Origin of the sequence: Streptomyces sparsogenes, assembly GCF_001704635.1 — a bacterium.
Lineage (GTDB): Bacteria > Actinomycetota > Actinomycetes > Streptomycetales > Streptomycetaceae > Streptomyces > Streptomyces sparsogenes.
This window is the reverse complement of sequence record NZ_MAXF01000020.1, coordinates 142,488-168,407: the sequence shown is the minus strand read 5'-3', so window position 1 is coordinate 168,407 and position 25,920 is coordinate 142,488. Positions and strand designations below refer to the sequence as shown.

Here is a 25,920-nt window from a genome sequence, read left to right as displayed (position 1 = left end):
GGGCGCGCGGGCGGAGTGCTTCGGGGGATTCCATGTCGTAAGCGCCGGGGTGGGCGATCATGGCGGAGGGGGCCCGGCGGGCCCCCCGTCCACGGAGGAAGGCAGCCCCATGACCGACGCCACCGGCTTCGCGCACATCCCCCCGACCACTCTCGCCGATGTTCTCGGCCGTGCGCAGGTCATGGACATCGGCATCCGCCCGCTCTGGTCCCCGACCCCGCGCGTCGCCGGTCCCGCGTTCACCGTGCGGTGCCCTCCCGGCGACAACCTGATGCTCCATGCGGCCATCCACCGTGCGGAGCCGGGCTCGGTCGTCGTGGTCGAGTCGGGGGATGTGGACTACGCGCTCGCCGGGGGAAACGTCTGCGCCGTCGCTCAGCGCCGTGGCATCGCGGCGTTCGTGCTCGACGGAGTGATACGTGACCTCGGCGAGGTGCGCGAGATGGGCTTCCCCGTCTTCGCCAGGGGAGTGATTCCGATCCCGGGGGCCAAGGCGGCGGCCGGGCCGCTGAATGTCGCGGTGCGGTGCGGCGGCGTCGAGGTGCACGCCGGTGACATCGTGGTGGCCGACGAGGAGGGTGTCGTGGTCACTCCGCACGCCCGCCGTGAGGAGGTGCTCCGCGCGGCTGAGGCGAAGCTGGCCAAGGAGGCCGGGGAGACCCTCGACGCGTGGGAGGCGGCGCACCGCGCCCGTATCGACAAGATCCTGAGCGACCAGGGCTTCGAGGGCTGACCGCCTGTGCTGATCGCCGCCTGTGCCGACCGCCCGTGCTGACCGCCTGTCAGCACGCCTTGGTCTCCTCGGCGAGGGTGTGGGCGACAAGGGCGTTGGCGTGGCCGTGCCCGAGGCCGTGTTCGTTCTTGAGCCAGGTGACGAGCTCCATGTGCTTGGTCAGCGGCGAGGAGCGGATGAGGTCCTTCCACTCGGCTATCGGGCGGCCGTACTTCTTCTCGATCGAGGGGAAGTAGCTGGCGGGGCCTTTTACGGGTGCGGTCATGTCGTGCGTCGTCCTCCGTGTCGTCGGGTTCCGGCGGACCGGTTGCCGTCCTGCCGATCCACCCTTGTGTACGATGTCCACATTCGGAGGGTGCGGCGATCCGTCCCCCCGTCGGGCAGGAGTCTAGGCGAGCTAAGTGGATGCTGTCCACATAGGGGATGGGTGAGGTTGACCGTGGCCGAGGGCGGCAAGCCGAAGCGGGACACCTACCGCCATGGCGACCTGCGGAACGCGCTCATCAAGGCCGGACTCGAACTCGCCCGCGAGGGCGGGCCCGAGGCCGTCGTGCTGCGGGCCGCGACCCGCCACGCGGGGGTGGTGCCCAACGCGGCGTACCGGCACTTCGCCGACCGGGCCGCCCTGCTGCACGCCGTGTCCCAGGCCGCCATGGCCGAGGCGGCCCGCACCATGGAGGCCGAGCAGGCCGCCCTGCCGCCCGCCGACGACCCGGTCGCCGCCGCCCGCGCCCGCTTCCGCGCGGTCGGCACCGGCTACCTGCGCTTCGCCCAGGAGCAGCCGGGCCTGTTCCGCGCCGCCTTCCACGTCCCCGGCGACATGGCCCACGCCGCCGCCGAAACCGCCGCCGGAGCCGGTGGCAGGACCCCCTTCGAACTCCTCGGCGCCGCCCTCGACGACCTGGTGGAGACCGGCCTCCTCCCCGAGGACCGCCGCCCCGGAGCCGAGTTCCTCGCCTGGTCCGCCGTCCACGGCCTCGCCGTGCTGCTCATCGACGGCCCCCTGCGCGGCCTGCACCCCACCCAGGCCCAGGACGCCGGCCGGCATGTCATCGACATGATCGAACGCGGCATCTGACCCGCCCGGCTCAGGCCCCCGCCGCGGTCCGGGCGTAGCGTCCCGGGGTGATGCCGATGAACCGTTTGAAGTGCCGGGTCAGATGCGACTGGTCGTAGAAGCCGACCGCGGTGGCCACCTCCGCGGGCGGGCGGCCGTCGAGGAGCAGCCGGCGGGCGCGGTCCACCCGCCGGGCCATCAGGTACTGGTGCGGGGCGATGCCGAAGGCCGTGGAGAAGGCCCGCACCAGGTGGGTGGGGTGGGCGTGCACCAGCTTGGCGGCGTCGTCCAGGGTCACGCCGTGGAGCAGCCGCTCGTCGAGCAGTTCCCGCAGGCTGTGGGCCACGCCGCGGTCGGGCTTCGGCGGGCGGGCGGCGAGCCGGGGCAGCAGATGGCCGCGCAGGCGTTCGCCGATCAGGGCGAGCCGGGACTCGGCCTCCAGCTCGTCGCCGGGGTGCGCCAAGACGGAGTGCAGCCGGCCGACGCGCCGGCGCAGGAGCGGGTCGGCCATGTCGGGGTGGTCCACCGCCGGGCCGATCAGTCCCTTGTCGAGCTGGGGCAGGTCCAGGTAGAGCACCCGCTTGCGGAACCCCTGCGGGGTGGCCGGTGAGCCGTTGTGCGGCACCTGCGGGGGGAGCAGGGACACGGTGTCGCCGGGGGTGCCGCACTCGCGGCGGTTCAGGTCGTAGCGGACCGCGCCGTTGTCGACGATCAGCAGCGTCCACACGTCGTGGACGTGCATCGGGTACGCGTGCTCGGTGAAGTGGGCGTGGAAGACCTCCACGACGCCCGGGACCCGCGGGCGCCAAGCGAACACCTCATGCCGGGACACCATGCCAGAAACGTACAAGACGGTGCGGCGGGCCGGTCGGCAGGCTCGGGGCATGACGACTGAGACCACCCCCGTACGTTTCGATACGAAGATCGCCGTGCTGCTGCGGGAGGACCTGCGGACCTGGCAGCGGCTGAACGTGACCGCGTTCCTGGTCAGCGGCCTGGGCTCGGAGCTGCCCGAGGTGATCGGCGAGCCGTACGCCGACGCCGACGACACCCCGTACCTGCCGATGTTCCGCCAGCCCGTCCTGGTCTTCGAGGGGACGAAGGAGACCCTGACCGCGGCCCACGACCGCGCCCTGTCCCGCGCGCTTCCCCGCGCGGTGTTCACCTCCGACCTCTTCTCCACCGGCAACGACCGGGACAACCGCGCGGCGGTACGGGCCGTGCCCAAGGGCGGGCTCGACCTGGTGGGGCTGGCCGTGTACGGGCCGCGCAACGCGGTCGACAAGGTGCTCAAGGGCGCTCGTATGCACCCCTGAGCACCACCGGGTCGCGGCGGGCATATTCGGTGGCGGAGCCGCGTGAGGGCCGTGAGGATCGCGCCATGGACATCTTCCTGGAGACCGAGCGGATGGTGCTGCGCCCGTTCACCCCCGACGACGTGGACCGGCTCGTGGAGCTCTACGGCGACCCCGAGGTGATGCGGTACATCAACGGCGGCCGGCCCACGCCCCGCGACACGATCCGGACCCGGCACCTGCCGCGACTCCTCCACCGCCACCCGGGCCTGGGAACCTTCGGCTACTGGGCGGCCGAGGCGAAGGGCACAGGGGCGGAGGATGCTAGGGCGGAGGATGCTGGGGCGTTTCTCGGGTGGTTCGAGTTCCGGCCGCTGGAGGACGACAGCCCGGCCGTGGTGGAGCTCGGGTACCGGCTGCGGGCCGCCACCTGGGGGCGCGGCTACGCCACCGAGGGCGCGCGGGCGCTGATCCACAAGGGGTTCACCGAGCTGGGTGTCCAGCGGGTGACCGCGAACACGATGACCGTCAACGCCGCGTCGCGGCGGGTGATGGAGAAGTCCGGCCTGACCTTCGTCCGCACCTACTTCGGCGACTGGCCGGAGGTCATCGACGGATCGGAGCACGGCGAGGTCGAGTACGACCTGACGCGGGAGGCCTGGGAGCGCCGCCGTGCCACCTCAGGCGGGGCTAGCCCCGCGTGACGTCCTTGACGAACACCAGGCCGTCGAGGTCCGCCAGGTGGGCCGGGTCGAGCGGGGCGTAGCCGAACCAGGGGGACACGCGGGGCGCGGGCCGGGTGTCGCCGAGGGCGGTGGCCAGCCGGCGGGCGTCCACGACGCAGCGGTCCTCGGGCAGCTCGTACAGCAGCCCTTCGAGGGTGTCCGGCGGCGGCGTGTCCACGCCCTGGTGCCGGATCGTGCCGAGGGCGGTGGCCACGAAGGCGTACTCCTCGCCGTGCCGGGCGCTGACCAGCGCGCCGGTGCTCCACCACTCCAGCGGCTTCCCGTTCCATGGCATCGTGCTCTTCTCCCGCTGGAAGTGGGAGTTGTGGGCGTGGACGAGGGCCGGGCCCCGCTCGGTGACGGCGAGCAGGTTGTCGGCCATCATCCGGGCCCGCAGGCCCGCCAGCCGGGTCATGCGCGCCGGTGAGGTGTCGGCCATCCAGAAGTGGTAGCGCAGCAGGCCGGTCGCGGTGCGCCCGTACAGGCGCGCCCGGTCCCAGCCCTCCCGGGAGGTCTCTGCGATCAGGTGGGGTGTCTGCTCGTCGAGCAGTGCCACCAGTTCGTCGGCGAGCAGCCGCAACTCCCTGGCCTCGGCCGACCGCCCCATGGACTTCGCCGGGTCCCTCATCGCGTCGGGGTCGGTCCACCGGTCGTCGTCGCCGAGCAGGCGGTCGAGCGTCTCGGGGGCGCAGGGCAGCAGGTCCGCGTCCACCTGGGCCGCGAGGTAGCCGTGGAGCGCGGTGAGGGCCTGCCGGGGGCTCGCGGCGTGAGTGATCTCCAGCGGGCCGTCGAAACCCGCGAAGCGGAGCCGTTCGGACGCGGGCCGGCCGTCGTTGTACGCGCGCATCCAGCGCACCAGCTCGCGGTTGGGCGCGGACGCGTTGAACCACGTGTGGCTGAAGCCGCGCTCCATGACCTCGTCCAGGGTGCCGGTGCCCGAGGTGACGTAGTCGTCCACGATCAGGCCCAGCAGGCAGTCGCTCTCGATCGCGATCGTCCGGTAGCCCTCCTGCTCGACCAGCTGCCGGAACAGCTCGTTGCGCACCTCGAGAACGGTGTCCTCGCCGTGGGTGGGCTCGCCCAGGGCGAGCAGCCGGGGCCGGGCCGGGAGCAGCCGCATGACGGCGGCGGCATCGACGGCATGGGTGGTGTCTCTGATGTCGGTGACCATGGATTCAACGGTATCGTTGAACCTTCGGTGGAAACTTTTCCGCGATGTCAGCAGGTTCGGGGCGGATTCATGGGGCAGAACCTTCAAACGGGCGAACGGCTCAGGCCGGTTGACCTGGCGCGCGGACACGGCCTGTCCACGCAGGCGGTCAGGAACTACGAGGAGGCCGGCATCCTTCCGGCCGCCGCGCGCACCCCCCACGGCTACCGCACCTATACATCGCTGCACGCCGCCGCCCTGCGCGCGTTCCTCGCCCTGGTGCCCGGCCATGGCCACCGGACGGCCGCGTCGATCATGCGGGCGGTGAACGAGGGCGCGGACGAGGAGGCGTTCCGCCTCCTCGACGAGAGCCACGCCCAGCTCCTCGAAGACCGCCGGACCCTCCAGGCCGTGGAGACCGCCCTCCGCGACCTGGCCACCACCACGGCGCCTGAGCGGGACACGGCGGCCGGCGGGTGGGCGGCGAGGCCTGCGCCCGGCGGCACGTTCATCGGGCCGCTGGCCGGGAGACTCGGCATCCGCCCCGCGACCCTGCGCAAATGGGAGCGCGCCGGCCTGGTGCGCCCGCGCCGCGACCCGCACACCGGATACCGCGTCTACGACGAGGCCGACGTACGGGACGCCCGGCTGACCCACCAGCTCAGGCGGGGCGGCTACCTGCTGGAGCAGATCGCCCCCCTGATCGCCCAAGTACGGGCGGCCGGCGGGCTGGAGCCGCTGGAGGCCGCGCTGGGCGACTGGCACCGCCGGCTGTCCGCCCGCGGGCGGGCGATGCTGACCGGGGCCGCCGAACTGGAGGCGTACCTCCGCGCGCGCGGATGAGCCATTGCCAGCGATACCCCATGCCCCGGCTCCACACCGAGCTGCTCACCTCCCAAGTCACCAATCACGACGAGGTCTTCGGCACCCGGATCACCTGGACACTCGGCCTCGTACGCGACAGGGGAAAGATCGCGAAGGGCGGGATCGGCGGCTCGGCCGCCTGGTGGTCACTGCGGCACCACCACGCCTGCGCCTACCTCACCCGCCGGCTGGACGACCACGCGCGGGCCGCCGAGATCGCCGCGGCCCTGGGCGACGATCTGGCGGTGGTCGGCGAGGACTGAGGGGCCGTTTCCCACGGCGGGGTGCCCCGCGGTCACCCCGCGTGAACGGCTGTCGCGTCCTGGGAGCCGGCCCGGCACAGCTCCTGACCCACGAGAGCGCCCATGGCCCCCTGCGTGTCCCGGCCGCCGTCACTGGTGACGTACACCACGGCGGACCGGCTCCCGTCCCGGGTGACGCCGACCCAGGTGCGATAGCCGAGCAGTTCCCCCGGGTGACCGAAGTAGCTGCCGCCACAGGGCAAGGGGATCTCGCCAAGGCCGAGCCCGTACCTCACGCCCAGCTCGGGCGCGGGCGTCGTGGTCGTCATCTCGTCGAGCTGCGCCGGAGCCAGCAGGCGGCCGCCGAGCAGCGCGGTGTAGAACCGGCTCAGGTCGTGCGTGGTGCTGATGATCGAGCCGGAGCCGACGGCCATACTCGGGTTGAGCGCCGTGACGTCGATGCTGGTGCCGGTGTCGAACGCGGCGTAGCCGTGGGCGTGCGGACCCGGGATGGACGGGGAGGCGCCGGGCGTACTGGTGTCCTTCAGGCCCAGCGGGCGGATGATCCGGTCGTTCACCTCCTGGGCCCAACTCCGGCCGGTGACCTCCTGGATGATCATCGCGGCGAGAATGTAGTTGGTGTTGGAGTACGACCATTCGGCGTCCGAGGAGAGCTTGGGAGCGGGCCGCATGGCCATCGCCACCAACTCCTCGGGGGTGTAGGTGCGGAACCGCTCGGCTCGATAGCCGTCCGCGCTGTTCAACGCGGGTATCTTCGGCGCGACGTCCGGAATGCCGCTGGTGTGCTGCAGCAGCTGCCGTACGGTGATCCGGCTGCCGTCGTGGCCGTGGCCCCGGACGACTCCCGGCAGCCACTGCTCGACGGTGTCCTCCAGGGACATTCGCCCCTCGCCGACGAGTTGCAGCACGACCGTGGCGGTGAAGGTCTTGGTGGCGCTGCCGATCCGGAACCTGCCGTTCTGCGGCATCGGCCTCCCGGTGCCCCTCTCGGCCGTCCCGGCGCGCGCGGTGTGCCGTGTGTGCCCTGACGTCACCTCGGCGAACACCCCGACGGCTCCGGTGTCGTGGATCGCGTCCACCTGCTGTCGCAGCGGATCGGCCTGCCGCGGCTTCGCCGCCGCCGTCAGTCCGGTCGACGCGGCGAGAAGGACCGCGGCCAGGCTGGACAGGGCGAGCAGGCCCCGCCAACGCCTTCCTGACACCTGCATGATGGTCCCCGTTCTGTTCGGGTCGCCTGCGCGTTCCGGGCCGCTCAGGCCGTGGCCCGCGGCTGTCGCGCCCCCGGAGCCGCTGGTCGACGACCATCCCACCAACGGAGCCGGGATCGGCCCATCCGGCTTCCCCCCGACCCGCCCGTGCGCTGTCCTCAGGGCGGTGCCGGGGGTTATCCCCCGCACGGACGCCGAGCCTCCCCCCACACACGCCACCCGCGAGAGTCGGCCCGGAACCTCTTCCGTCCGATCGGCCGGGGCCGGGCCCGGGGAGCGGGTGGGCGCTCCCCGGGGCGGTCGTCAGGCGGCCGGGCCGGGGGTGGGGGTCGCGGCCGCGTCGGCGCCGAGGAGTACCGGGAGCGTCTGGTGGCCGTTGGAGATGAGGGTGGGCAGGGGGCGGAGCTCCTCCTGGGGGACCGCGAGCCGGAGGTCCGGGAAGCGGTCGAAGAGGGCGGGGAGGGCGATCTGGGCCTCGAGGCGGCCCAGGGGGGCGCCCAGGCAGTAGTGGACGCCGTGGCCGAAGGCCAGGTGTTCCTTGACGGCGCGGGTGATGTCGAAGCGGTCCGCGTCCTCGCCGTGGACGTCGGGGTGGCGGTTGACGGCGGTGATGGAGAGGATGATCGCGTCGCCCTTCTTGATGGTGACGTCCGCGAGTTCGATGTCCTCCACGGCGTAGCGCAGCGGCACATTGGCCGCCGGGGGCTGGGCGCGCAGGGTCTCCTCGATGACGTCGTCCCAGGAGGCCTGGCCCGAGCGGACCAGGGCGAGCTGGTCGGGGTGGGTCAGCATGGCGGTGACGGCCTGGTCGAGGAGCTGGACCGTGGTCTCGAAGCCGGCGGCGATGAGCAGGCCGACGGTGTCGGCGAGTTCCTGCTCGTTGAGGCGGGAACCGTCCTCGTCGCGGACGGAGATCAGTTCGGTGGTGATGTCGTCGCCGGGGGTGTCCCGCTTGAGGGCGACCAGTTCGCGCAGCAGGACCTGGTGGCCCTGGTAGGCGGCAGCGGCCTCCTCGGGGGTCGCGGCCGTGCTGAACATGGTGCCGACGTACCCCAGCTCGCGCTCGCGCATCTCGCCCTCGGGGATGCCGAGCAGCTCACAGATGACGGCGATGGGGAGGGTGTGGCAGTACGCCGCCTTCAGATCGACCGCCGTGTCGGGGCCGCTCGCCGCGAGGCCGTCCAGCAGGTCGGACACCAGCTGCTCGATACGGGGGCGCAGCGCGGCCGTTCGGCGGGTGGTGAAGGCCTTGGCGACGAGCCTGCGCAGCCGGGTGTGGTCGGCGCCGTACGCGGTGAACATGTTCTCCACCGCGACCCAGCCGATCAGGGGCCAGGTCGGGGGGATCTCACCGTTGATGTACTGGGGCCAGTGGAGCCGGGGGTCCTTGGAGACGCGTGGGTCGGTGAGCAGCCGCTTGAGGAGGGTGGGCTCGGTTATCGCCCACGCCACCACGCGATCAGGGAGTTCCACCAGGGTCGCTGGACCGCGTTCGCGGAGCCGCGCTCCTTCTCCGTGGACGTCGCGCCCTTCGGGGTCGAGGACGAGAGGGCGGAGGTCGAGGGGTCTCGACTGGAGTTCCATGCGCTGCCTCCGGGATTCTGGTCGGTCGCTGTGACGCCGGTCGCATCGTACTTGGCGGCTACCGGGGGGAAACGCACAGGCAGAGCGGCCAGGGCCCGGTGGAACGGGCCGGGGCGCCACTGGAGTTGGCCGGGGTCGACGGTCAGCTCGATGTCCGGGACGCGGTCCAGGAGCTTCTCGACGGCGGTGGAGGCGATGATCCGCGCGGGGTCCTTCGCGGGGCAGGCGTGCGGGCCCGCGCCGAACGCCAGATGGGCGCGGTTGCCGCGCCGGTCGGAGACCAGCTGCGGGTCGTTGTTGGCGGCGGCCATGCTGATGAGGACGGGGCTGCCCTTGGCCACCCGGTGCCCGCCGATGGTGACGTCGCGGACCGGGAAGTGGGTGGCGTAGTTGGCGATCGGCGGGTCGGTCCACAGCGCCTCGTCGAGCGCCTCGTCCACCGGCATGGTGCCGCCCGACAGATCACCCCCGAAGCGGTCGTCGGACAGCAGCAGCCGCAGCGCGTTGCAGATCAGGTTCTTCACGGGTTCGACGCCGGCGCCCGTGAGGAGGATGAGCTGACTGATCATCTCCTCGTCGTTGAGCCGGGCGGGGTGGGCCAGCAGCCAGGAGGTGATGTCCGCCCCGGGTTCGGTCCGCTTCAGGGTGATCAGTGCGAGGAGGGTCTCGACGAGGACCGCGTTGGCCTCCACGGCGTCCTCGCTGGCGTCCAGGAGCGAGGCCATGCCCTTGACCAGCTTCTCGCTCAGCTCGGGCGGGCAGCCGAAGAGCTGGTTGAAGACGAGCAGGGGCAGCCGGGCGCAGTATTCGCTGAGCAGTTCGGCCTGGCCCTCGGGGCCGAAGAGGTCGATGAGCAGGTCCGCGCTCTCCTCGACGTAGGTGCGCAGGGCGTGCGGGTTCAGCCGGTTGAGGGTGTCGGAGACCGCGCCTCGGTACCGCTCGTGCTCCTCGCCGTCGGTGTACATGGGGTTGGGCCGGTACATCATCATCGGGACGACCGGGCTGTCCATGGGGACCGTGCCGTCGTTGAGCGCTTCCCAGCGGCGCGGGTCCCTGGGGAAGGTCTCGGTGTTGCGCATGATCTCCAGGGCGGTGGCGTAGCTGGTGACCAGCGAGGCGTGGACGCCGGGGGAGATCTCCACGGGTGCGACCGGCCCGTACGCGCGCAGCCGGGCGTAGACGGCGGACGGGTTCGCGGCGAACTCGGGGCCGTACAGGGACTCGGGGCCGACCGGGGCCGGGCCCCCGGCGGAGTGCGCGGGGCAGCCGGGGGGCGGGGTCGGGCCGGAGTCGGGGGTGGAGATCGGCACACGTGCTCCTGGGTGGCGCTCGAACGAACTAGGTATGACAGTGCAGGGCAGTGGGGGAGGGCACGGCTCGGTCCCGCGGTGCGGAGACGCTGTACGGCCCGGCCGAGCGGGGTAAGGCTAGCCGTGGATCAGCGGTGCCTCCACCCCCTTGCGGGGATTCACCTCGCCTGGTACGCCACCGGATCCGTGCCCGGCACCGGCTCCGCCCGGCCCAGCTTCACCAGGCGCCGCAGATGCGCCTCGGCCTCCGAGACCGCGATGTTCCGCGATCCGTAGGGGATGTCGGCCCAGGGGCGGTTCCACTCCATGGCCTCGGCGAGCTGCCAGGGCGTCAGGGGGGCGGCCAGCAGCAGGCCGCGCAGCCCGGCCAGGCGCTCCTCGTGGTGGCGCAGCAGCTCCCGTACGCGGCGGGGGGCGTCGGTGAAGGCGTGCTGGTGGGCGGGGAGCACCTCGGCCGGGTCGAGGGCGGCCACCCGCTCCAGGGAGTCCAGGTAGTCGCCGAGGGGGTCGGTGACGGTCGCGTCGTCGGGGTCCTCGTACAGGCCGATGTGCGGGCTGATCCCGGGCAGCAGGTGGTCGCCGGAGAAGAGCCGGCCGTGGCCGGGCAGGCCCTCGCCGGCCGCCGGGTGGGCCTCTTCGAGGTGCAGACAGACATGGCCGGGGGTGTGGCCGGGGGTCCAGATGGCGCGCAGCCGGCGCCCGGCCAGGTCGAGCAGTTCGCCGGGCGCGATATGGCGGTCGGGCTGGGCGGCGCGGGTGCCGGGGAGGGCGTCCGCGCGGCCCGCGGCGCGGGCCGCGCGCAGGGGGGCCAGATGCTCCTCGGGGGCTCCGGCGGCGGCGAGCTTCCCGGCGAGGTAGTCGAGCCAGCGGGTGGGCTCGGCCTCGCGGGTGCGGCGTACGACCTCGGCGTCGGCGGCGTGCATGGCGATCCACGCGCCGGAGGCCTCGCGGACCCGGGCGGACAGGCCGTGGTGGTCGGGGTGGTGGTGGGTGACGAGCACGCCGTGGACCTCGGCCACCGAGGTGCCGCAGGCGGCCAGGCCGGCGGCGAGGGTGTGCCAGGCGGTGGGGTCGTCCCAGCCGGTGTCGATGAGGACCGGACCGCGGTCGGTGTCGAGGAGGTGGACGAGGGTGTGGCCGAGCGGGTTGTCCGGGATGGGGACCGGAATGCTCCACACCCCGCCGCCGTGATCCGTTACCCCCGTCATGGCCGTCCCTTCTCCGGGTCGTGTGCGAGCAACGCCAGCATCGCAAGCATTGCCCACGATAACTAGAACTGGTATCAGTTCTGATGGGGCGTCAGAAATGCGGCGCCACGTTGGTGGACCCCGGCGGGAGGCAACGGCGATGAGCGACCTCATCGAGCACGGGCAGCTCTTCATCGGCGGCGTGCCGGCCGACCCGGCCGGCACGGAGGTGATCGAGGTCGTCTCGCCGCACACCGAGGCGGTCATCGGACGGGTGCCGCACGCCTCGCGCGCGGACGTGGACCGGGCGGTCGCGGCGGCGCGCACCGCCTTCGAGGAGGGGCCCTGGGCTCGGGCGTCGCTGGAGGAGCGGATCGCGGTCGTCACCCGCGTCAAGGACGCCGTCGCCGCCCGCCACGAGGAGATCGCCAGGCTCATCAGCGCGCAGAACGGCTCCCCGTACTCCTGGAGCGTCCTGGGCCAGGCGCTCGGCGCGCTGATGGTGTGGGACGCCGCGATCACGGTGGCGCGCGGCTTCGTCTTCGAGGAGCGGCGGGCCGGCGTCCTGGGGCCGCTGCTGGTGCGGCGCGAGCCGGTCGGGGTGGTGGCGGCCGTGGTGCCGTGGAACGTCCCGCAGTTCACGGCGGCGGCGAAGCTGGCGCCCGCGCTGCTGGCCGGCTGCTCGGTGATCCTCAAGCCCTCGCCGGAGACCCCGCTGGACTCCTACGTCCTGGCCGAGATCGTGGCCGAGGCCGGGCTGCCGGAAGGGGTGCTGTCGATCCTCCCGGCGGACCGCGAGGTCAGCGAGTACCTGGTCGGCCACCCGGGCGTGGACAAGGTGTCCTTCACCGGCTCGGTGGCGGGTGGCAAGCGGGTCATGGAGGTCGCCTCGCGCAATCTGACCCGGGTGACCCTGGAACTGGGCGGGAAGTCGGCCGCCGTGATCCTGCCGGACGCCGACCTGGAGGCGGCGGTCGCCGGGATCGTGCCGAACGCGTGGATGAACAACGGGCAGGCGTGCGTCGCCCAGACCCGCATCCTGGCCCCGCGCGCCCACTACGACGAGATCGCCGAGCGCCTCACGGCCGCCGCCTCGGCCCTGGTCGTCGGCGACCCGCTGGACCCCGCGACCCAGGTCGGCCCGCTGGTGGCGCGGCGCCAGCAGCGGCGGTCGCTGGACTACATCGCCATCGGGCAGCGGGAGGGCGCCAAGGTGCTGACGGGCGGCGGGCGTCCGGCGGCCCTGGAGAAGGGCTGGTACGTCGAGCCGACCCTGTTCGGTGACGTCGACAACGCCATGCGCATCGCCCGCGAGGAGATCTTCGGGCCGGTCATCTGCCTGCTGCCGTACGGGGACGAGGAGGAGGCGGTGCGCATCGCCGACGACTCCGACTACGGCCTGTCCGGCAGCGTGTGGACCTCGGACGTGGCGCACGGCATCGAGATCGCGCGCCGCATCCGCACCGGCACCTACTCCGTGAACACCTTCAGCCTCGACATGCTCGGGCCGTTCGGCGGCTACAAGAACTCGGGCCTGGGGCGGGAGTTCGGGCCCGAGGGCTTCTCGTCGTACCTGGAGCACAAGATGATCCACCTGCCGCAGGGCTGGGACGGCGAGCGGGGTGGGGACGGCGAGCGGGGTGGGGACGGGGGGCAGGGCTGATGGGGGACCGCTGGTACGTCGAGGTGGACCGCGGCGTGTGCATCGGCTCGGGGCTGTGCGCGAGCACCGCGCCCGGCGGGTTCCGGCTCGACGCGACACGGCAGGCGCACCCGGTCGCCCCGGAGACGGACGCGTCGGAGGCGGTGCTGGCGGCGGCCGAGGGCTGTCCGGTCGAGGCCATCGCCATCCGTCTCGTGGAGGGCGGCTCCCGGGGCGAGCCGGTGTACCCGCCGGAGGAATGACGGAGTGCCGGTGCGGCCCGGCCCCGGCCTACACATCGCACGCGAATTCGAATAGGCTGTTTCGAACTGGTATTTCGAACTAAGATTCCGAACTCGTATCCCAAACGCCAGTCCATCGAACCTACTCGTGCGTATTGCACGGTCTCTTCGTGACGGATGTGACTGTTCCCCTCGGTAGTGGCGTGGAAATCTCTAGCCCATCACGCCGAGGGGGACTCGATGGACAAAAGGTATGAGGTCTTCTGTCTAGCCGACAGATATTTCTATGAGACCCCCGACCGACTGTCCGCGGGGCGCCGGGCCGACGGGAGTTCCGGCGCGAACTCCGGCGCGAACTCCGGGGCGAGTTCCGACGCCTTCTTCGAGGCCGCCCAGCGCGCCGTCCCCGAAGGGTGGAAGACCTTCGTCTCCGGGGACTGGCTGCATGTCAACCCCGTCCTGCCGGACGGCACTCCGCGGCCGGGCCGGCCCGCCCAGGGCTGGAAGGTGCATGTCTCGGCCTGCCTCGACAACGCGGAAAAGGCCGCCGCCAAGGTCTGGGACTACTGCGTGCCCCGGGAAATACCCTTCAAATTCGTGCCCACCGCGCACGCCCTTCACCTGCGCAACTCAAAATACGCGGGACGCGGCTCCAGCGGGAAGTTCGCCACCATCTACCCGGCGGACGAGGCGGAACTCCACACCGTTCTCCGGGAATTGGGCGAGCTGCTGGAGGGCGAGCCGGGCCCGTACATCCTGACCGATCTGCGCTGGCAGGACGGCCCGCTGTATGTGCGGTACGGCGGATTCGCACAGCGCTACTGCGTCGATGAGACGGCCGGCGGAGGCACGCTCGTGCCCGCCATCGAGGACCCGTCCGGCAAGCTCGTCCCGGACCGCCGCGACCCGGCCTTCCACATCCCCGAGTGGGTGACGCTGCCCGACTTCCTCGCGCCGCAGCTGGCCGCCCGCAACGCCACCACGGTCGCCGACCTGCCGTACCGCATCGAGAAGGCGCTGCACTTCTCCAACGGCGGCGGGGTGTATGTGGGGACGGACACGCGCAGCGGTGAGAAGGTCGTCCTCAAGGAGGCCCGCCCGTACGCGGGGCTCGCCTCCGACGGGGCGGACGCCGTCACCCGCCTGGAGCGGGAGAAGGCCGCGCTGGAGCGGCTGTCGGGGCTGGGCGTGGCGCCGGAGGTACGCGACTGGTTCACCCTCGGCGACCACCGCTTCCTGGTCATGGACCACGTGGCGGGCCGCACCCTCAACTCCTTCTTCGCCAGGCGCCATCCGCTGCTGGCCGCCGAGCCGGACCCGGCCGCCGTCGCCGACTACACCCGCTGGGCGCTGCGGATCCACGGCGCGGTCGAGGAGGCCGTGGCGGCCGTCCACGGGCGCGGGGTCGTCTTCAACGACCTGCACATGTTCAACATCATGGTCAGCCCCGACGAGTCGTCCGTCATGCTGCTGGACTTCGAGGCGGCCGCCCACATCAGCGAGGGGCGGCGGCAGGCCATCGCCCACCCCGGCTTCGTCGCGCCGCCCGATCGCAGGGGCTTCGAGGTGGACCGCTACGCCCTCGCGTGTCTGCGGCTCGCCCTCTTCGTCCCGATGACCACGCTGCTGGTGGTGGACCGCGGGAAGGCCGCGCACCTGGCGGAGGTGGCGGCCGCGCTGTTCCCCCTCGACCGGGCCTTCCTGGACGAGGCGGTGGAAGTGATCGCGGGCGCGGAGCACGGCGGCGAGGGATCGCCTGTCCGGGTTGGTGGGGGCGCGGGAGCGGTCGCGAGCGGTGGGGGCGCGGGAGCGGTCGCGCATGGTGGCCCGGGCGCGGCGGCCAGGGGTGGCGGCCGGGTGGTGAGGGGCGGCGGCGCGTCGTACGTGCCGGTGGACCCCGCCGACTGGCCCCGCAGCCGTGACTCGATGGCCCGCGCCATCCGCTCCTCGGCCACCCCCGAGCGCGACGACCGGCTCTTCCCCGGCGACATCGGCCAGTTCGCCGACGGCGGCGGCCTCGGGGTGGCGCACGGGGCGGCAGGAGTCCTCCACGCGCTCGACCTGACCGGCGCGGGGCGGTACGAGGCGGGGGAGGAGTGGCTGCTGAAGCACACCGCCCCGCCCCCGCGCGGCACCCCGCTCGGCTTCTACGACGGGCTCGCGGGCGTGGCGTACGTCCTGGAGCGGCTCGGGCACACCGACCGCGCGGTGCAGCTCATCGCCCGGGTCCTCGACGAGAAGTGGCAGCGGCTCGGCCCCGACCTGCACGGCGGACTCGCCGGCCTCGGCCTGACGCTCGACCACCTCGCCCGCGCGACCGGCGAGGCCGGGCTGCGCGAGCGGGCCGACGAGGCGGCGCGGCTGCTCGCGGACGCACTCGACGGGGCTGTCGGCGGCGGGCCGGGCGGGGACGCCGCCGGCGGGCGCCGGCTGACCGGCGACCGGGCCGGGCTGCTGCACGGCGCGACCGGCCCGGCGCTGCTCTTCCTGCGGCTGTACGAACACTCCGGCGACCCCGCGCTGCTCGACCTCGCCGCCACCGCGCTCCGCCAGGACCTGGACCGCTGCGTCCCGGACCGCCACGGCGCCCTGCTCGTCGACGAGGGCTTCCGCACCATGCCGTACCTGGGCGCGGGGAGCGTCGGGATCGGGATGGTCCTCGACGGCTGGCTCGCCCACCGTGCCGACGAGGACTTCGAGGCGGCCCGCGCCGGCATCGTGGCCGCGGCGTCCCTGCGCTACTACGCCCAGCCGGGGCTGTTCAACGGACGCGCCGGAATGGTGCTGCACCTCGGCCGCACCACCACCCCGCGGCTCGCGCCCGAACGGCTCGCCGCCCAGATCGAGGCCCTGGGCTGGTACGCCGTGCCGTACGAGGGCCACCTCGCCTTCCCCGGCGAGCAGATGATGCGCCTTTCCATGGACCTGGCCACCGGGACCGCGGGCTGTCTGCTCGCGCTCGGCGCGGCCTGCGGGCAGCCGCACGACGGACCGGTCGGCCTGCCCTTCCTGCCGCCCCTGCGGCGGCCCCAAGGACCGGCTCCCACGCACGGGGGCCGTATCAAGGAAACCCATCCCCAGGGAAATTGAGAGAGAGGAACAGACATGACTCTGCTCGACCTCCAGACGCTCGAGACCGAGGAGTCCGAGAGCTTCGGCGGCGGTGGCGGCGGCGAGAGCAGCGTGAGCCTGCTGCTCTGCGACAAGAACAGCGCGGTCAGCCAGCTGCTGTGCCTGTGATCTGACGGTCCCGCGCGACGCGGCCCCGGCGGAAACCCGCCCGGGGCCGCGTCCCCGCACGGGCGTCACTCCGGCGGGGCCCGCCCCGCCGGGCCGCGGTCCCGCGCCGGGCTTCCGGACCGGCGCGGGTCCGACCGCCTCCGGCCGGGCGGCCGACGAACCAGCCCACCCGCGAGGAGTCGAGGACCTGCCGCGCATGGCCCCTTCCAGCACCACCGACGCCGCCGACACCACCGACGCCACCGAGGCCCCCGGCGCCACCACCGCAGCCGAGGCGCCCGAGGCACCCGCCGCGCCCGGGAAGGCCGCCGGCCGGGCGGGGGACCGGCTGTTGCGGGGGGTGTTGCGGCACAGCGCCGGCCGCGTGGCCGCCGTGTTCTGCCTCACCACCGCGTCCGCCGCCGCCGGCCTCGCCCTCCCCGCCGTCCTCGGCCACGCCCTCGACCTGCTGCTCGCCGCCCCCCACGGCGCCGAGGCCCGACGCTGGGTGCTGGCCGGCGCCGGCCTCACCTGTCTGCTCGTCGTACTGGACGCGCTGGACTCGCTGCTCACCGGCACCACCAACGCCCGCTGTGTCGCCTGGCTGCGCCGCCGCCTGCTGCGCCACACGCTCTCCGCCGGGCCGCGCGCGGGCCGGCGGCTCCCGCCCGGAGACCTGGTGACCCGGCTCGTGGGCAACGCCGCGCAGGCCGGGGCCGCGCCCACCGCGCTCGCCTCCGCGCTCGCCGCCGTCGTCACCCCGGTCGGCGGGCTGGTCGCGCTGGCGCTCATCGACCCGTGGCTCGCCCTCGCCTTCCTGGTCGGGCTGCCGTTCCTCGCCGTCCTGCTGCGCACCTTCATCCGGGACACCACCGACAGCGTCGCCCGCTACCAGCAGAGCCAAGGCGAGATCGCGGGCCGTCTCGTCGAGGCGCTGGGCGGGGCGCGGACCATCGCGGCGGCCGGAACGGCCGTCCGGGAGCGGACGCGGGTGCTCGCGCCACTGCCCGAACTCGGCCGCCAGGGACGGCGCATGTGGCAGGTCCAGAGCCGCTCCGCCGCGTGGGCGGCCGCGATCGTCCCGCTCCTGCAGATCGCCGTCCTCGCCGTGGCGGGGCTGCGGCTGACGTCCGGTCAGCTCAGCGTCGGCGGCCTGCTCGCCGCCGCCCGCTACGCCGTGCTGGCCACCGGCATCGGCATGCTGGTCGGCCACCTCAACGGCCTGGTGCGCAGCCGCACCGCCGCCCTGCGCTTCGCCCCCGTCCTCGCCGAGCCCGCCACCGCGTACGGCACGCGCCCGCTGCCGCCGGGGGACGGGACGCTGGAGCTGCGCGGCGTCGAGGCGGTGCGCGGCGGACGCGCGGTGCTGCGCGGCGTGGACCTGGTGGTGCCCGGCGGAAGCTGCGCCGCCGTGGTCGGCCGCTCCGGCTCCGGCAAGTCGACGCTGGCCGCGATCGCCGGGCGGCTCGCCGACCCGGACGGCGGCGAGGTGCTGCTCGACGACGTGCCGCTGCCCGAACTCGGCCACGACGCGCTGCGCCGCGCCATCGGATACGCCTTCGAACGCCCGGCGCTGCTCGGCGGCACGATCGGGGGGACCATCGCGCTCGGCCCCGCCCCGCCGCTGCCCGGGCGGGTCACCGAGGCGGCGCGCGCGGCCTGCGCCGACGACTTCGTACGGCTGCTCCCCGACGGCTACGCCACCCCCTGCGCGGACGCACCGCTGTCGGGCGGCGAGACCCAACGCCTCGGCCTGGCCCGGGCCTTCGCCCACGACGGCCGGCTGCTGATCCTGGACGACGCCACATCGAGCCTGGACACCGTCACCGAGCTGCGGGTGTCCCGGGCCCTGTCCGGCCGCCTCCTCGGCGCCCGGCCCCGCACCCGGGTGATCGTCGCCCACCGCGCGGCGACGGCGGCCCGCGCGGATCTGGTGGTCTGGCTGGAGGACGGGCGCGTACGGGCGGTGGGGAGCCACGCCGAGCTGTGGGAACTGGCCGGGTACCGGGCGGTTTTCGCCGCGCCGGACGTACCGGAGGCATCCGGAGAGGCGCGGGTGTCCGGTGGGCCGGAGGTGGCCGGTGGGCCGGAGATGTCCAGTGGGCCGGAGGTGGCCGATGAGCCGGAGGTTTCCCGGGAGGCGCAAACGGACGGGGGCGTTCAAGGTGGCTGAAACCGGCCCGGCCCAAAAGGGCCGCCGCACCGGGGCGCGCGGAGGTAGGCCCGGGCCATATGCCCAGGGCATTCGCTTTCTGCGCGGGCGACGCCGTGTGCTGCTGCGCCTCGCCGTGTGGTCGGTGCTGGAGTCCGGGCAGACGTTCCTGGGCGGATACGCGCTGGCCCGGGCGCTGGACGACGGATTCCTGGCGGGGCAGCGCGGCACCGGGCTGGCCTGGCTGGGCCTCGCCGCGCTCGCGGTGGCCCTCGGCGCGTACGGCACCGGCCGCGTCTACCGCGCGATGGCCGACCTCGTCGAGCCCCTGCGCGACGCGCTCGTACGGCGCGTGGTGGCGCGGGCCGTCGGGGACGCGGGCAGTGGGGCCGGTGGCGGTGGCGGTGGCGGTGGCGCGGGCGGTGGCGGTGGCGCGTACGGCACCGGCGGTGGCGGCGGGGGCGTGACGGCGGTGTCCCGGCTCACCCACCAGGTGGAGATCGCCCGCGACACCTTCGCGGGCCTGGTCATGGTCTCCCGCTCGTTCGTGTTCGTCGCGGCCGGCGCCCTGGTCGGACTCTTCTCGCTCGCCCCGGTCCTGCTGCTCGTCGTCCTCCCCCCGCTCCTCCTCGGACTGGCGCTGTTCCTGGCGACGCTGCGCCCGATGGCCCGCCGCCAGGAGGCGTTCCTGGAGGCCGACGAGCGCATCGCGGAAACGCTGGGCGCCGTCGCCTCCGGGTTGCGGGACATCACCGCGGCCGGGGCGGAGGAGCCGGTCGGGGCGGACGCGGCCGAGCGGATCGACGCCGAGTACCAGGCGGCACGCTCCCTGGCCCGCTGGGGCGTGGTCCGCGTGCTCGCCACCGGGCTCGGCGGCCGGCTGCCCGTCGTGCTGCTGCTGGTGTCCGCCCCGTGGCTGCTCGGGCGGGGGGTCACGACGGGCGCGCTGGTGGGCGCGCTGGCCTACCTCCAGCAGTCGCTGCTGCCCGCCCTCCAGAGCCTGATGCAGGCCCTCGGCACGGGCGGCTCGCGCCTCGCGGTCGTCGTACGCCGCCTCATCGGCCCCCCGACGCGGGACGCCGGGGCGGACGCGGGGGCGGAGGCCGGGGCTCCCGCTACGGCGGGCCCGGCGCCGGGCGGGGCGGCGCCGGGGCATGCTCCGGCGCGCGGGACGGCGCCCCGCGCCGCGGCGGGGGGCGTTCCGCTCGCCGTCGAACTGCGCGCGGTCACCTTCGCGTACGGCGACCGGGCCGCGCCCGTCGTCGAGGGCCTGGACCTGGACGTCCCGGCCGGCGGGCATCTGGCCGTGGTCGGGCCGAGCGGGATCGGCAAGTCCACGCTGGCGGGGCTGATCGCGGGGCTGCTCGAGCCGCGTTCGGGCGAGATCCGGGTGTGCGGGGAGCCCGTACGGGGGCCGGGCTCCGCGTCGCAGGCCGCGTCGCGGGCCGGGACCCGGGCCGCCTCCCGGGTGCTGATCCCCCAGGAGGCGTACGTCTTCTCCGGCACGCTCGCCGACAACCTCCGCTATCTGTGCCCGGTGAGGGGCGGGGGGACGGACGCGGGCCCGGCCCCGGTCCCCACGGACGCCGAGCTGGCGGCGGCGGCCGAGGCCATGGGGCTCGACGCGCTGCTGGCCCGGGTCGGCGGGCCGTACGCCGAGGTCGACCCGGCCGCCCTGTCCGCCGGTGAGCGCCAGTTGATCGCGCTCACCCGCGCCTATCTCTCGCCCGCCCCCGTCGTGCTGCTCGACGAGGCCACCTGCCATCTCGACCCGGCCGCCGAGGCCCGCGCGGAGCGGGCCTTCGCGCGGCGCCCCGGGACCACGCTGATCGTGATCGCCCATCGCGTCAGCTCGGCGCGGCGCGCCGAGCGCGTGCTGGTCATGGACGGGCGGCACACGGTCTGCGGCCGTCACGCCGAGCTGTTGGAGAGTTCGGCGCTCTACCGCGATCTCGCGGGGAACTGGTCGGACGCCGGGCCCTCAGACCCAGCCCTCGCCCTGGGAGATACGGATGGCGTCCACGCGGTTGCGCGCCCCGGTCTTACGGGTGATCGCGGCCATGTAGTTGCGTATGGTGCCGTTGGACAGATGCAGGCTGCGGGCGATCTCGGGGATCGAGGCGCCTTCGGCGGCGAGTGAGAGCACGCTCAGTTCACGCTCCGTCAGCGGCATCCGGGCCGCCTGGAGAAAGCCATAGCCCAATGAGTCGTCGATGAACCGCTCCTTGTTCGCGACGCGCCGGATGCCGTCCAGCAGCCGGGCCGGCGGGGCGTTCCGGTCGATGTAGCCGAGCGCCCGCGCCTCGTGGGCGCGGCGCAGCGGGCCCGGCCGCTCCGCGTCCGCCAGCACCAGCAGCTCGCACCGGCCGTCCTTGCCCGATATCTCGCTGGATATCCTCCCTAACTCCCCTCTTCTCGTGGCTCTCCCGGAGCCCGGACAGTCCGTGTCCACCACGCATACGTGCGGTCGTGTCGCGCGGACTCGGCCCCGCGCGTCACACCATGATGTGGTCGTCACCTCCATGTCCGGTTCGGCTTCGATCAGTGCCGCCAACGCCGATCTCAACAAGCAGGAGTCGTGCACCAGAAGTACGCGGATCACGTACGGTCCCTCCAACCCGTGCGGTTCGCCCGGTCCCGGGCGTCGTTGATGCCTACCGGGGTTGCCCCTGTCATGAACGCGCATATTGAGCCAACGGGGGGCGCACCGGCGCATGCAACAGCTCGTTCGCCCGTGTCCGCCCCGGCGCGCGCCTCCTGCGCCCCGGACGCGCCGCACCGGCCCCCGGCCCCCGACCCTCACCCCCCGGCCCCCGGCCCTCACCCCCGGCCGGCGCGACGCTCACGGCCGGCGCGGCGCGGTGAGGTCGATGAGGCGGCAGACCGTCTCGATGTCGATCTTCACCTGGGCGATGGAGGCCCGCCCCGACAGCCAGGTGATGAGCGCCGAGTGCCAGGTGTGCTCGATGACGCGCACGGCGGAGAGCTGCTCCGGCGTCGGCGGCCCGTCCAGCCCCATCGCGTCGAGGATGATCGCGGTGGTGAGCCGGGAGACGGTGTCCACCTCCGGGCTCACCGAGCGGTCCGCGAAGGTCAGGGCCCGGACCATCGCGTCCGCGAGATGGGGCTCGCGCTGGAGCGCCCGGAAGGCGCGCATGAGGGTGTGGGCGACCCGGGCGGCCGGCTGCTCGTCGGCCGGCGGCTGCTTGCGCAGCGTCTCGTGCATGTGCTGGAGCTGGTCCTGCATGGTGGCCACCAGCAGATGCACCTTGGAGGGGAAGTAGCGGTAGAGCGTGCCGAGGGCCACGCCCGAGTTCTCGGCGACCTCGCGCATCTGCACCGCGTCGAAGCCGCCACGGCTGGCCAGCCGGGCGCTGGCGTGCAGGATCCGCCGGCGGCGCGCCTCCTGCCGCTCGGTCAGCTGCAGGGAGGCAGGCTTGGCTTCTGCGGTCATCTGTCTCACTTCGGTGCGGTACATGTGTGATCCGCCGGCGGCCGGCCGACCGCGCGTGCCGGGGCGGAAAGCGCCGACGGGTCACTGAAACTCGTTCTAGGTTAGCGCGGCGGCCCGCCGTCCACACCGGCGTTTGCCCAGTTGAGACAGGTAAAGGTCTACTGGCGAGTATCGACGCGACCGCCCCCGCTCCGCCCGAATGCCCCGACCTGCGGTCAAGTGGTACGGATCACCCGTCCCGGCGCCGGGGCCGGTGCGCTGACCAGGTATCTTCGAGACTTCTCGGGCGATCCGATAGTGAAACTTGTTCTAGAGAAACGCGAGCGGTTACGCTCCCGCAGAGCTGCACCTAGGAGGGGGCGCGAGTGACCGCTGAGGCCGCGCAGGAGACCGGGACCGGACCGCTTCCCGACACGCCTCCAGCCGCCGTCGAAGTCGAAGGGGATACCGACAAGGTCACCGACGGGGCTACCGGCGAGGTCACCGACGGGGATACCGACAAGGCCACCGACGGGGATACCGACCCGGGCGTCCGCGGGGATCCGGACCGACCGCTGCGGATCGCGCTGCTCACCTACAAGGGGAATCCTTTCTGCGGTGGCCAGGGCGTCTACGTACGCCACCTCTCCCGCGAACTCGCCCGGCTCGGCCACACCGTCGAGGTCATCGGCGCCCAGCCGTACCCGGTCCTCGACGAGCAGGAGGGCGTCACCCTCACCGAGCTGCCCAGCCTCGACCTCTACCGGCAGCCCGACCCCTTCCGCACGCCCCGCCGCGAGGAATACCGCGACTGGATCGACGCCCTGGAGGTCGCCACCATGTGGACCGGCGGCTTCCCCGAGCCGCTGACCTTCAGCCTGCGCGCCCGCCGCCATCTGGCCGCCCGCCGCGGCCAGTTCGACGTCGTCCACGACAACCAGACCCTCGGCTACGGCCTGCTGGGCCTGGACCGCGTCGGCTTCCCGCTGGTCACCACCATCCACCACCCCATCACCGTGGACCGGCGGCTGGAGTTGGACGCCGCGCCCGACTGGAAGCGCCGCGCCTCGCTGCGCCGCTGGTACGGCTTCACCCGGATGCAGAAGCGGGTGGCCCGCCGGCTGCCCTCCGTACTCACCGTCTCCGGCTCCTCCCGCCGGGAGATCGTCGACCACCTCGGGGTGCGCCCGAGCCGGGTCCACGTCGTGCACATAGGCGCCGACACCCGGCTGTTCTCCCCCGACCCCGCCGTGCCCGAGGTGCCCGGCCGGATCGTCACCACCTCCAGCGCGGACGTCCCCCTCAAGGGGCTGGTCCACCTCGTGGAGGCGCTCGCGAAGGTCCGGACCGAGAACCCGGACGCCCACCTGGTCGTCGTCGGCAAGCGTCCCGGGACCGGGCCGGTGGCCGAGGCCATGGCCCGGTACGGGGTCGAGGGCGCCGTCGACTTCGTCAAGGGCATCAGCGACGCCGAACTCGTCGACCTGGTGCGCGGGGCGCAGATCGCCTGTGTGCCCTCCCTGTACGAGGGGTTCTCGCTCCCCGCCGCCGAGGCCATGGCCACCGGCACCCCGCTGGTCGCCACCACCGGCGGCGCGATCCCCGAGGTCGCCGGGCCCGACGGCGAGACCTGCCTCGCGGTGCCGCCCGGCGACCCGGGCGCGCTCGCCGCCGCGCTCACCCGGCTCCTGGGCGACGCGGAGCTGCGCCGGAAGCTGGGCGCGGCGGGCCGCGAGCGGGTCCTGGCGCGCTTCACCTGGGAGCGGGCCGCGATCGGCACGGTCGAGCGGTACCGGGAGGCCATCGCGGCCGGGGCCGGCCCCCTCCGGGCCCGGCCCGCCGCACGCGGTGCCGCCCGCGGCACCACCCGCCGCCCCGTCTGAAGCCCCGCCCCCAAGCCCCTGATCAGAAGGCAGATCACCGTGCTGACCGTCGATTTCTCCCGCTTCCCGCTCGCCCCCGGCGATCGCGTCCTCGACCTGGGCTGCGGCGCCGGCCGGCACGCCTTCGAGTGTTACCGGCGCGGCGCTCGGGTCGTCGCCCTGGACCGCAACGGCGAGGAGATCCGCGAAGTCGCCAAGTGGTTCGCCGCCATGAAGGAGGCCGGCGAGGCCCCCGCGGGCGCCACCGCCACCGCCATGGAGGGCGACGCGCTGGCCCTGCCCTTCCCCGACGACAGCTTCGACGTCGTCATCATCTCCGAGGTGATGGAGCACATCCCCGACGACAAGGGCGTGCTGGCCGAGATGGTGCGGGTGCTGCGGCCCGGCGGCCGGATCGCCGTCACCGTCCCCCGCTACGGGCCGGAGAAGGTCTGCTGGGCGCTGTCCGACGCGTACCACGAGGTCGAGGGCGGCCACATCCGCATCTACCGCGCCGACGAACTCCTGGCCAAGATGCGCGAGGCCGGACTGCGCCCCTACGGCACCCACCACGCCCACGCGCTGCACAGCCCCTACTGGTGGCTCAAGTGCGCCTTCGGCGTGGACAACGACAAGGCCCTGCCCGTGCGCGCGTACCACAAGCTCCTGGTGTGGGACATCATGAAGAAGCCCCTGGCCACCCGGCTCGCCGAGCGGGCCCTGAACCCGCTCGTCGGCAAGAGCTTCGTGGCCTACGCGACCAAGCCGCACACCCCCGCCCAGGGGGAGGCGTGATGGCCTTCGGCCCCGGGCCCGGCCGCACCGAACGCCTCGTCCTGCCCGGCGTGCTGACGGCGGAAGAGGCCGCGCGGACCGTCGCGGGCATCACCGCCGTCCAGCGCGACGACGGCGCCATCCCGTGGTTCCGCGGCCACCACCTCGACCCCTGGGACCACATCGAGGCCGCGATGGCCCTGGACGCGGCGGGCGAGCGGGAGCGCGCCGAGGCCGCGTACGACTGGCTGGCCCGCCACCAGAACCCCGACGGCTCCTGGTGCGCCGCCTACTCCGACACGGCCGCCGGGGTGGACACCGCGCACCCCGCCGACCCCGCCCGGGAGTCCAACTTCTGCGCGTACGTCGCCGTCGGCGCCTGGCACCACTACCTGTCCACCGGCGACGACGCCTTCCTGGACCGCGTGTGGCCGACCGTCTTCGCCGCCGTCGAGTTCGTCCTCGGTCTCCAGCAGCCCGGCGGGCAGATCGGCTGGCGGCGCGAGGCCGACGGCACCGCGGCCACCGAAGCGCTGCTCACCGGCTCCTCCTCGGTCTACCAGGCGCTGCGCTGCGCCCTGGCCATCGCGGAGCACCGGGAGGAGCCCCAGCCGGACTGGGAGCTGTCGGCCGGGCTGCTGGGGCACGCGATACGCCGCCACCCCGAGCGGTTCCTCAACAAGGACCACTACTCGATGGACTGGTACTACCCGATCCTCGGCGGGGCGCTCACCGGCGCCGCCGCCAAGGAGCGGGTCGAGGAGGGCTGGGACCGCTTCGTCGTCCCCGGCCTGGGCGTGCGCTGCCTGTCCACCAACCCCTGGATCACCGGCGGCGAGAGCTGCGAACTGGCGCTCGCGCTGTGGGTGATGGGGGAGTCGGACCGGGCGGTGGACATACTGCGGTGGATCCAGCCCCCGCTGCGCGCGGAGGACGGGATGTACTGGACCGGGTACGTCTTCGAGGACGACGCCATCTGGCCCGAGGAGCGCACGACCTGGACCGCGGGCTCGCTGCTGCTGGCGGTGGCCGCGCTCGGCGGGGACGAGGCCACCACGGCGGTCTTCGGCGGGGAGCGGCTGCCGCGCGGGCTGGACTCGGACTGCTGCGGGTAGCCGCCCGGCTGGTGCTAGGGCCTGTCGTCAAAGGGGGCGCCCTGCTCCCGACGCCTGGCACGGCACCTCGCCGCGTTGTCGCATCGCCCAAGTACGCCCAGTACG

Annotated in this window: 23 protein-coding genes and 1 pseudogene; 15 read left to right on the top strand and 9 right to left on the bottom strand. The window is 73.6% G+C overall.

All coding sequences use genetic code 11. The features are described from left to right. Positions 1 to 109: 109 nt before the first annotated feature. Positions 110 to 733: an RraA family protein gene (locus tag BBH68_RS03805; RefSeq protein ID WP_065958803.1), complete on the top strand. Its 624-nt coding sequence runs from the start codon at positions 110 to 112 to the stop codon at positions 731 to 733. 49 nt (positions 734 to 782) lie between these two features. On the opposite strand, the gene BBH68_RS03800 is transcribed toward BBH68_RS03805, so the two are convergent. Continuing rightward, a complete protein-coding gene (locus BBH68_RS03800; RefSeq protein WP_065958802.1) occupies positions 783 to 998 on the bottom strand; it encodes a DUF4287 domain-containing protein in 216 nt (71 codons plus the stop codon). 162 nt (positions 999 to 1,160) lie between these two features. Here BBH68_RS03800 and BBH68_RS03795 point away from each other — a divergent pair, with 162 nt between their 5' ends. Continuing rightward, on the top strand, positions 1,161 to 1,811 hold the full coding sequence (locus tag BBH68_RS03795; protein WP_245737869.1) for a TetR/AcrR family transcriptional regulator: 651 nt from the start codon (positions 1,161 to 1,163) through the stop codon (positions 1,809 to 1,811). 10 nt (positions 1,812 to 1,821) lie between these two features. On the opposite strand, the gene BBH68_RS03790 is transcribed toward BBH68_RS03795, so the two are convergent. Beyond that, positions 1,822 to 2,625, bottom strand: a complete 804-nt coding sequence (locus BBH68_RS03790) for an AraC family transcriptional regulator (protein WP_065958800.1) — start codon at positions 2,623 to 2,625, stop codon at positions 1,822 to 1,824. A 49-nt stretch (positions 2,626 to 2,674) separates the two neighbouring features. Between BBH68_RS03790 and BBH68_RS03785 the strand changes: the two genes are divergently transcribed. Beyond that, positions 2,675 to 3,106 (top strand): DUF2000 domain-containing protein, encoded by a 432-nt coding sequence (locus tag BBH68_RS03785; RefSeq protein WP_065958799.1) that lies wholly within the window; start codon positions 2,675 to 2,677, stop codon positions 3,104 to 3,106. Between the two features lie 65 nt (positions 3,107 to 3,171). Continuing rightward, positions 3,172 to 3,789 (top strand): GNAT family N-acetyltransferase, encoded by a 618-nt coding sequence (locus BBH68_RS03780; protein ID WP_065958798.1) that lies wholly within the window; start codon positions 3,172 to 3,174, stop codon positions 3,787 to 3,789. On the opposite strand, the gene BBH68_RS03775 is transcribed toward BBH68_RS03780, so the two are convergent. Further along, a complete protein-coding gene (locus BBH68_RS03775; RefSeq protein WP_065958797.1) occupies positions 3,776 to 4,981 on the bottom strand; it encodes an erythromycin esterase family protein in 1,206 nt (401 codons plus the stop codon). The two genes, BBH68_RS03780 and BBH68_RS03775, sit on opposite strands and share 14 nt — an antisense overlap. Positions 4,982 to 5,050: 69 nt before the next feature. Here BBH68_RS03775 and BBH68_RS03770 point away from each other — a divergent pair, with 69 nt between their 5' ends. Together BBH68_RS03770 and BBH68_RS03765 are read left to right on the top strand one after the other, a co-directional pair. Next, complete coding sequence (locus BBH68_RS03770) at positions 5,051 to 5,803, top strand: TioE family transcriptional regulator (protein WP_065958796.1); 753 nt, start codon at positions 5,051 to 5,053, stop codon at positions 5,801 to 5,803. A gap of 20 nt (positions 5,804 to 5,823) precedes the next feature. Continuing rightward, a complete protein-coding gene (locus BBH68_RS03765; RefSeq protein WP_065958795.1) occupies positions 5,824 to 6,087 on the top strand; it encodes a hypothetical protein in 264 nt (87 codons plus the stop codon). A gap of 32 nt (positions 6,088 to 6,119) precedes the next feature. Here BBH68_RS03765 and BBH68_RS03760 read toward each other — a convergent pair whose 3' ends face one another. The 4 genes from BBH68_RS03760 to BBH68_RS03750 form a co-directional block, all read right to left on the bottom strand. Next, positions 6,120 to 7,295, bottom strand: a complete 1,176-nt coding sequence (locus tag BBH68_RS03760) for a serine hydrolase domain-containing protein (protein ID WP_079150776.1) — start codon at positions 7,293 to 7,295, stop codon at positions 6,120 to 6,122. A gap of 303 nt (positions 7,296 to 7,598) precedes the next feature. Continuing rightward, positions 7,599 to 8,750: a cytochrome P450 family protein gene (locus BBH68_RS03755; protein ID WP_245737876.1), complete on the bottom strand. Its 1,152-nt coding sequence runs from the start codon at positions 8,748 to 8,750 to the stop codon at positions 7,599 to 7,601. Then, complete coding sequence (locus BBH68_RS42900; protein WP_245737868.1) at positions 8,732 to 10,189, bottom strand: cytochrome P450; 1,458 nt, start codon at positions 10,187 to 10,189, stop codon at positions 8,732 to 8,734. Before BBH68_RS42900 ends, BBH68_RS03755 begins: the two co-directional genes overlap by 19 nt. Before the next feature lie 158 nt (positions 10,190 to 10,347). Next, a complete protein-coding gene (locus BBH68_RS03750) occupies positions 10,348 to 11,397 on the bottom strand; it encodes a Strvi_7410 family MBL fold metallo-hydrolase (RefSeq protein ID WP_065958794.1) in 1,050 nt (349 codons plus the stop codon). Positions 11,398 to 11,536: 139 nt separating this feature from the next. Here BBH68_RS03750 and BBH68_RS03745 point away from each other — a divergent pair, with 139 nt between their 5' ends. The 6 genes from BBH68_RS03745 (at position 11,537) to BBH68_RS44215 (ending at position 20,771) form a co-directional block, all read left to right on the top strand. After that, positions 11,537 to 13,039, top strand: coding sequence for an aldehyde dehydrogenase (locus BBH68_RS03745; protein ID WP_065958793.1), 1,503 nt, complete (start codon positions 11,537 to 11,539; stop codon positions 13,037 to 13,039). Further along, positions 13,039 to 13,281, top strand: a complete 243-nt coding sequence (locus tag BBH68_RS03740; protein WP_065958792.1) for a ferredoxin — start codon at positions 13,039 to 13,041, stop codon at positions 13,279 to 13,281. Before BBH68_RS03745 ends, BBH68_RS03740 begins: the two co-directional genes overlap by 1 nt. 219 nt (positions 13,282 to 13,500) lie before the next feature. After that, positions 13,501 to 16,350, top strand: a complete 2,850-nt coding sequence (lanKC, locus tag BBH68_RS03735) for a class III lanthionine synthetase LanKC (RefSeq protein WP_065958791.1) — start codon at positions 13,501 to 13,503, stop codon at positions 16,348 to 16,350. Positions 16,351 to 16,365: 15 nt separating this feature from the next. Further along, entirely contained in the window at positions 16,366 to 16,500 is a 135-nt protein-coding gene (locus BBH68_RS40445) for a SapB/AmfS family lanthipeptide (RefSeq protein WP_104531210.1), read from the top strand. Between the two features lie 196 nt (positions 16,501 to 16,696). After that, positions 16,697 to 18,652, top strand: a complete 1,956-nt coding sequence (locus tag BBH68_RS03730; protein WP_065958790.1) for an ABC transporter ATP-binding protein — start codon at positions 16,697 to 16,699, stop codon at positions 18,650 to 18,652. A gap of 97 nt (positions 18,653 to 18,749) precedes the next feature. Further along, positions 18,750 to 20,771, top strand: a complete 2,022-nt coding sequence (locus BBH68_RS44215; RefSeq protein ID WP_065958789.1) for an ATP-binding cassette domain-containing protein — start codon at positions 18,750 to 18,752, stop codon at positions 20,769 to 20,771. Here BBH68_RS44215 and BBH68_RS38925 read toward each other — a convergent pair. Next, positions 20,697 to 21,155: pseudogene (locus BBH68_RS38925) on the bottom strand (response regulator transcription factor); the annotation flags it as partial. The gene BBH68_RS44215 and the pseudogene BBH68_RS38925 sit on opposite strands and share 75 nt — an antisense overlap. Before the next feature lie 318 nt (positions 21,156 to 21,473). Beyond that, a complete protein-coding gene (locus tag BBH68_RS03720) occupies positions 21,474 to 22,085 on the bottom strand; it encodes a TetR family transcriptional regulator (protein ID WP_065958832.1) in 612 nt (203 codons plus the stop codon). Positions 22,086 to 22,450: 365 nt separating this feature from the next. Between BBH68_RS03720 and BBH68_RS03715 the strand changes: the two genes are divergently transcribed. Genes BBH68_RS03715 through BBH68_RS03705 form a run of 3 tightly spaced genes read left to right on the top strand, consistent with a single transcriptional unit; the run spans position 22,451 to position 25,815 of the window. Continuing rightward, positions 22,451 to 23,947, top strand: coding sequence for a glycosyltransferase family 4 protein (locus tag BBH68_RS03715; protein WP_425428765.1), 1,497 nt, complete (start codon positions 22,451 to 22,453; stop codon positions 23,945 to 23,947). Positions 23,948 to 23,986: 39 nt separating this feature from the next. After that, on the top strand, positions 23,987 to 24,721 hold the full coding sequence (locus BBH68_RS03710; RefSeq protein ID WP_065958788.1) for a class I SAM-dependent methyltransferase: 735 nt from the start codon (positions 23,987 to 23,989) through the stop codon (positions 24,719 to 24,721). Beyond that, positions 24,721 to 25,815, top strand: a complete 1,095-nt coding sequence (locus tag BBH68_RS03705; protein ID WP_065958787.1) for a prenyltransferase/squalene oxidase repeat-containing protein — start codon at positions 24,721 to 24,723, stop codon at positions 25,813 to 25,815. Before BBH68_RS03710 ends, BBH68_RS03705 begins: the two co-directional genes overlap by 1 nt. Positions 25,816 to 25,920 lie beyond the last annotated feature (105 nt).

Excerpts from the sequence above, each read along its gene's own strand:
- BBH68_RS03770 (WP_065958796.1), top strand. The coding sequence starts at position 5,051 with ATGGGGCAGAACCTTCAAACGGGCGAACGGCTCAGGCCGGTTGACCTG.
- BBH68_RS03800 (WP_065958802.1), bottom strand. The coding sequence starts at position 998 with ATGACCGCACCCGTAAAAGGCCCCGCCAGCTACTTCCCCTCGATCGAG.
- BBH68_RS03805 (WP_065958803.1), top strand. The coding sequence starts at position 110 with ATGACCGACGCCACCGGCTTCGCGCACATCCCCCCGACCACTCTCGCC.
- BBH68_RS03760 (WP_079150776.1), bottom strand. The coding sequence starts at position 7,295 with ATGCAGGTGTCAGGAAGGCGTTGGCGGGGCCTGCTCGCCCTGTCCAGC.
- BBH68_RS03775 (WP_065958797.1), bottom strand. The coding sequence starts at position 4,981 with ATGGTCACCGACATCAGAGACACCACCCATGCCGTCGATGCCGCCGCC.
- BBH68_RS03745 (WP_065958793.1), top strand. The coding sequence starts at position 11,537 with ATGAGCGACCTCATCGAGCACGGGCAGCTCTTCATCGGCGGCGTGCCG.
- BBH68_RS03765 (WP_065958795.1), top strand. The coding sequence starts at position 5,824 with ATGCCCCGGCTCCACACCGAGCTGCTCACCTCCCAAGTCACCAATCAC.
- BBH68_RS03780 (WP_065958798.1), top strand. The coding sequence starts at position 3,172 with ATGGACATCTTCCTGGAGACCGAGCGGATGGTGCTGCGCCCGTTCACC.
- BBH68_RS03790 (WP_065958800.1), bottom strand. The coding sequence starts at position 2,625 with ATGGTGTCCCGGCATGAGGTGTTCGCTTGGCGCCCGCGGGTCCCGGGC.
- lanKC (WP_065958791.1), top strand. The coding sequence starts at position 13,501 with ATGGACAAAAGGTATGAGGTCTTCTGTCTAGCCGACAGATATTTCTAT.
- BBH68_RS40445 (WP_104531210.1), top strand. The coding sequence starts at position 16,366 with ATGACTCTGCTCGACCTCCAGACGCTCGAGACCGAGGAGTCCGAGAGC.
- BBH68_RS03785 (WP_065958799.1), top strand. The coding sequence starts at position 2,675 with ATGACGACTGAGACCACCCCCGTACGTTTCGATACGAAGATCGCCGTG.
- BBH68_RS03750 (WP_065958794.1), bottom strand. The coding sequence starts at position 11,397 with ATGACGGGGGTAACGGATCACGGCGGCGGGGTGTGGAGCATTCCGGTC.
- BBH68_RS03730 (WP_065958790.1), top strand. The coding sequence starts at position 16,697 with ATGGCCCCTTCCAGCACCACCGACGCCGCCGACACCACCGACGCCACC.
- BBH68_RS03720 (WP_065958832.1), bottom strand. The coding sequence starts at position 22,085 with ATGACCGCAGAAGCCAAGCCTGCCTCCCTGCAGCTGACCGAGCGGCAG.
- BBH68_RS03740 (WP_065958792.1), top strand. The coding sequence starts at position 13,039 with ATGGGGGACCGCTGGTACGTCGAGGTGGACCGCGGCGTGTGCATCGGC.
- BBH68_RS03705 (WP_065958787.1), top strand. The coding sequence starts at position 24,721 with ATGGCCTTCGGCCCCGGGCCCGGCCGCACCGAACGCCTCGTCCTGCCC.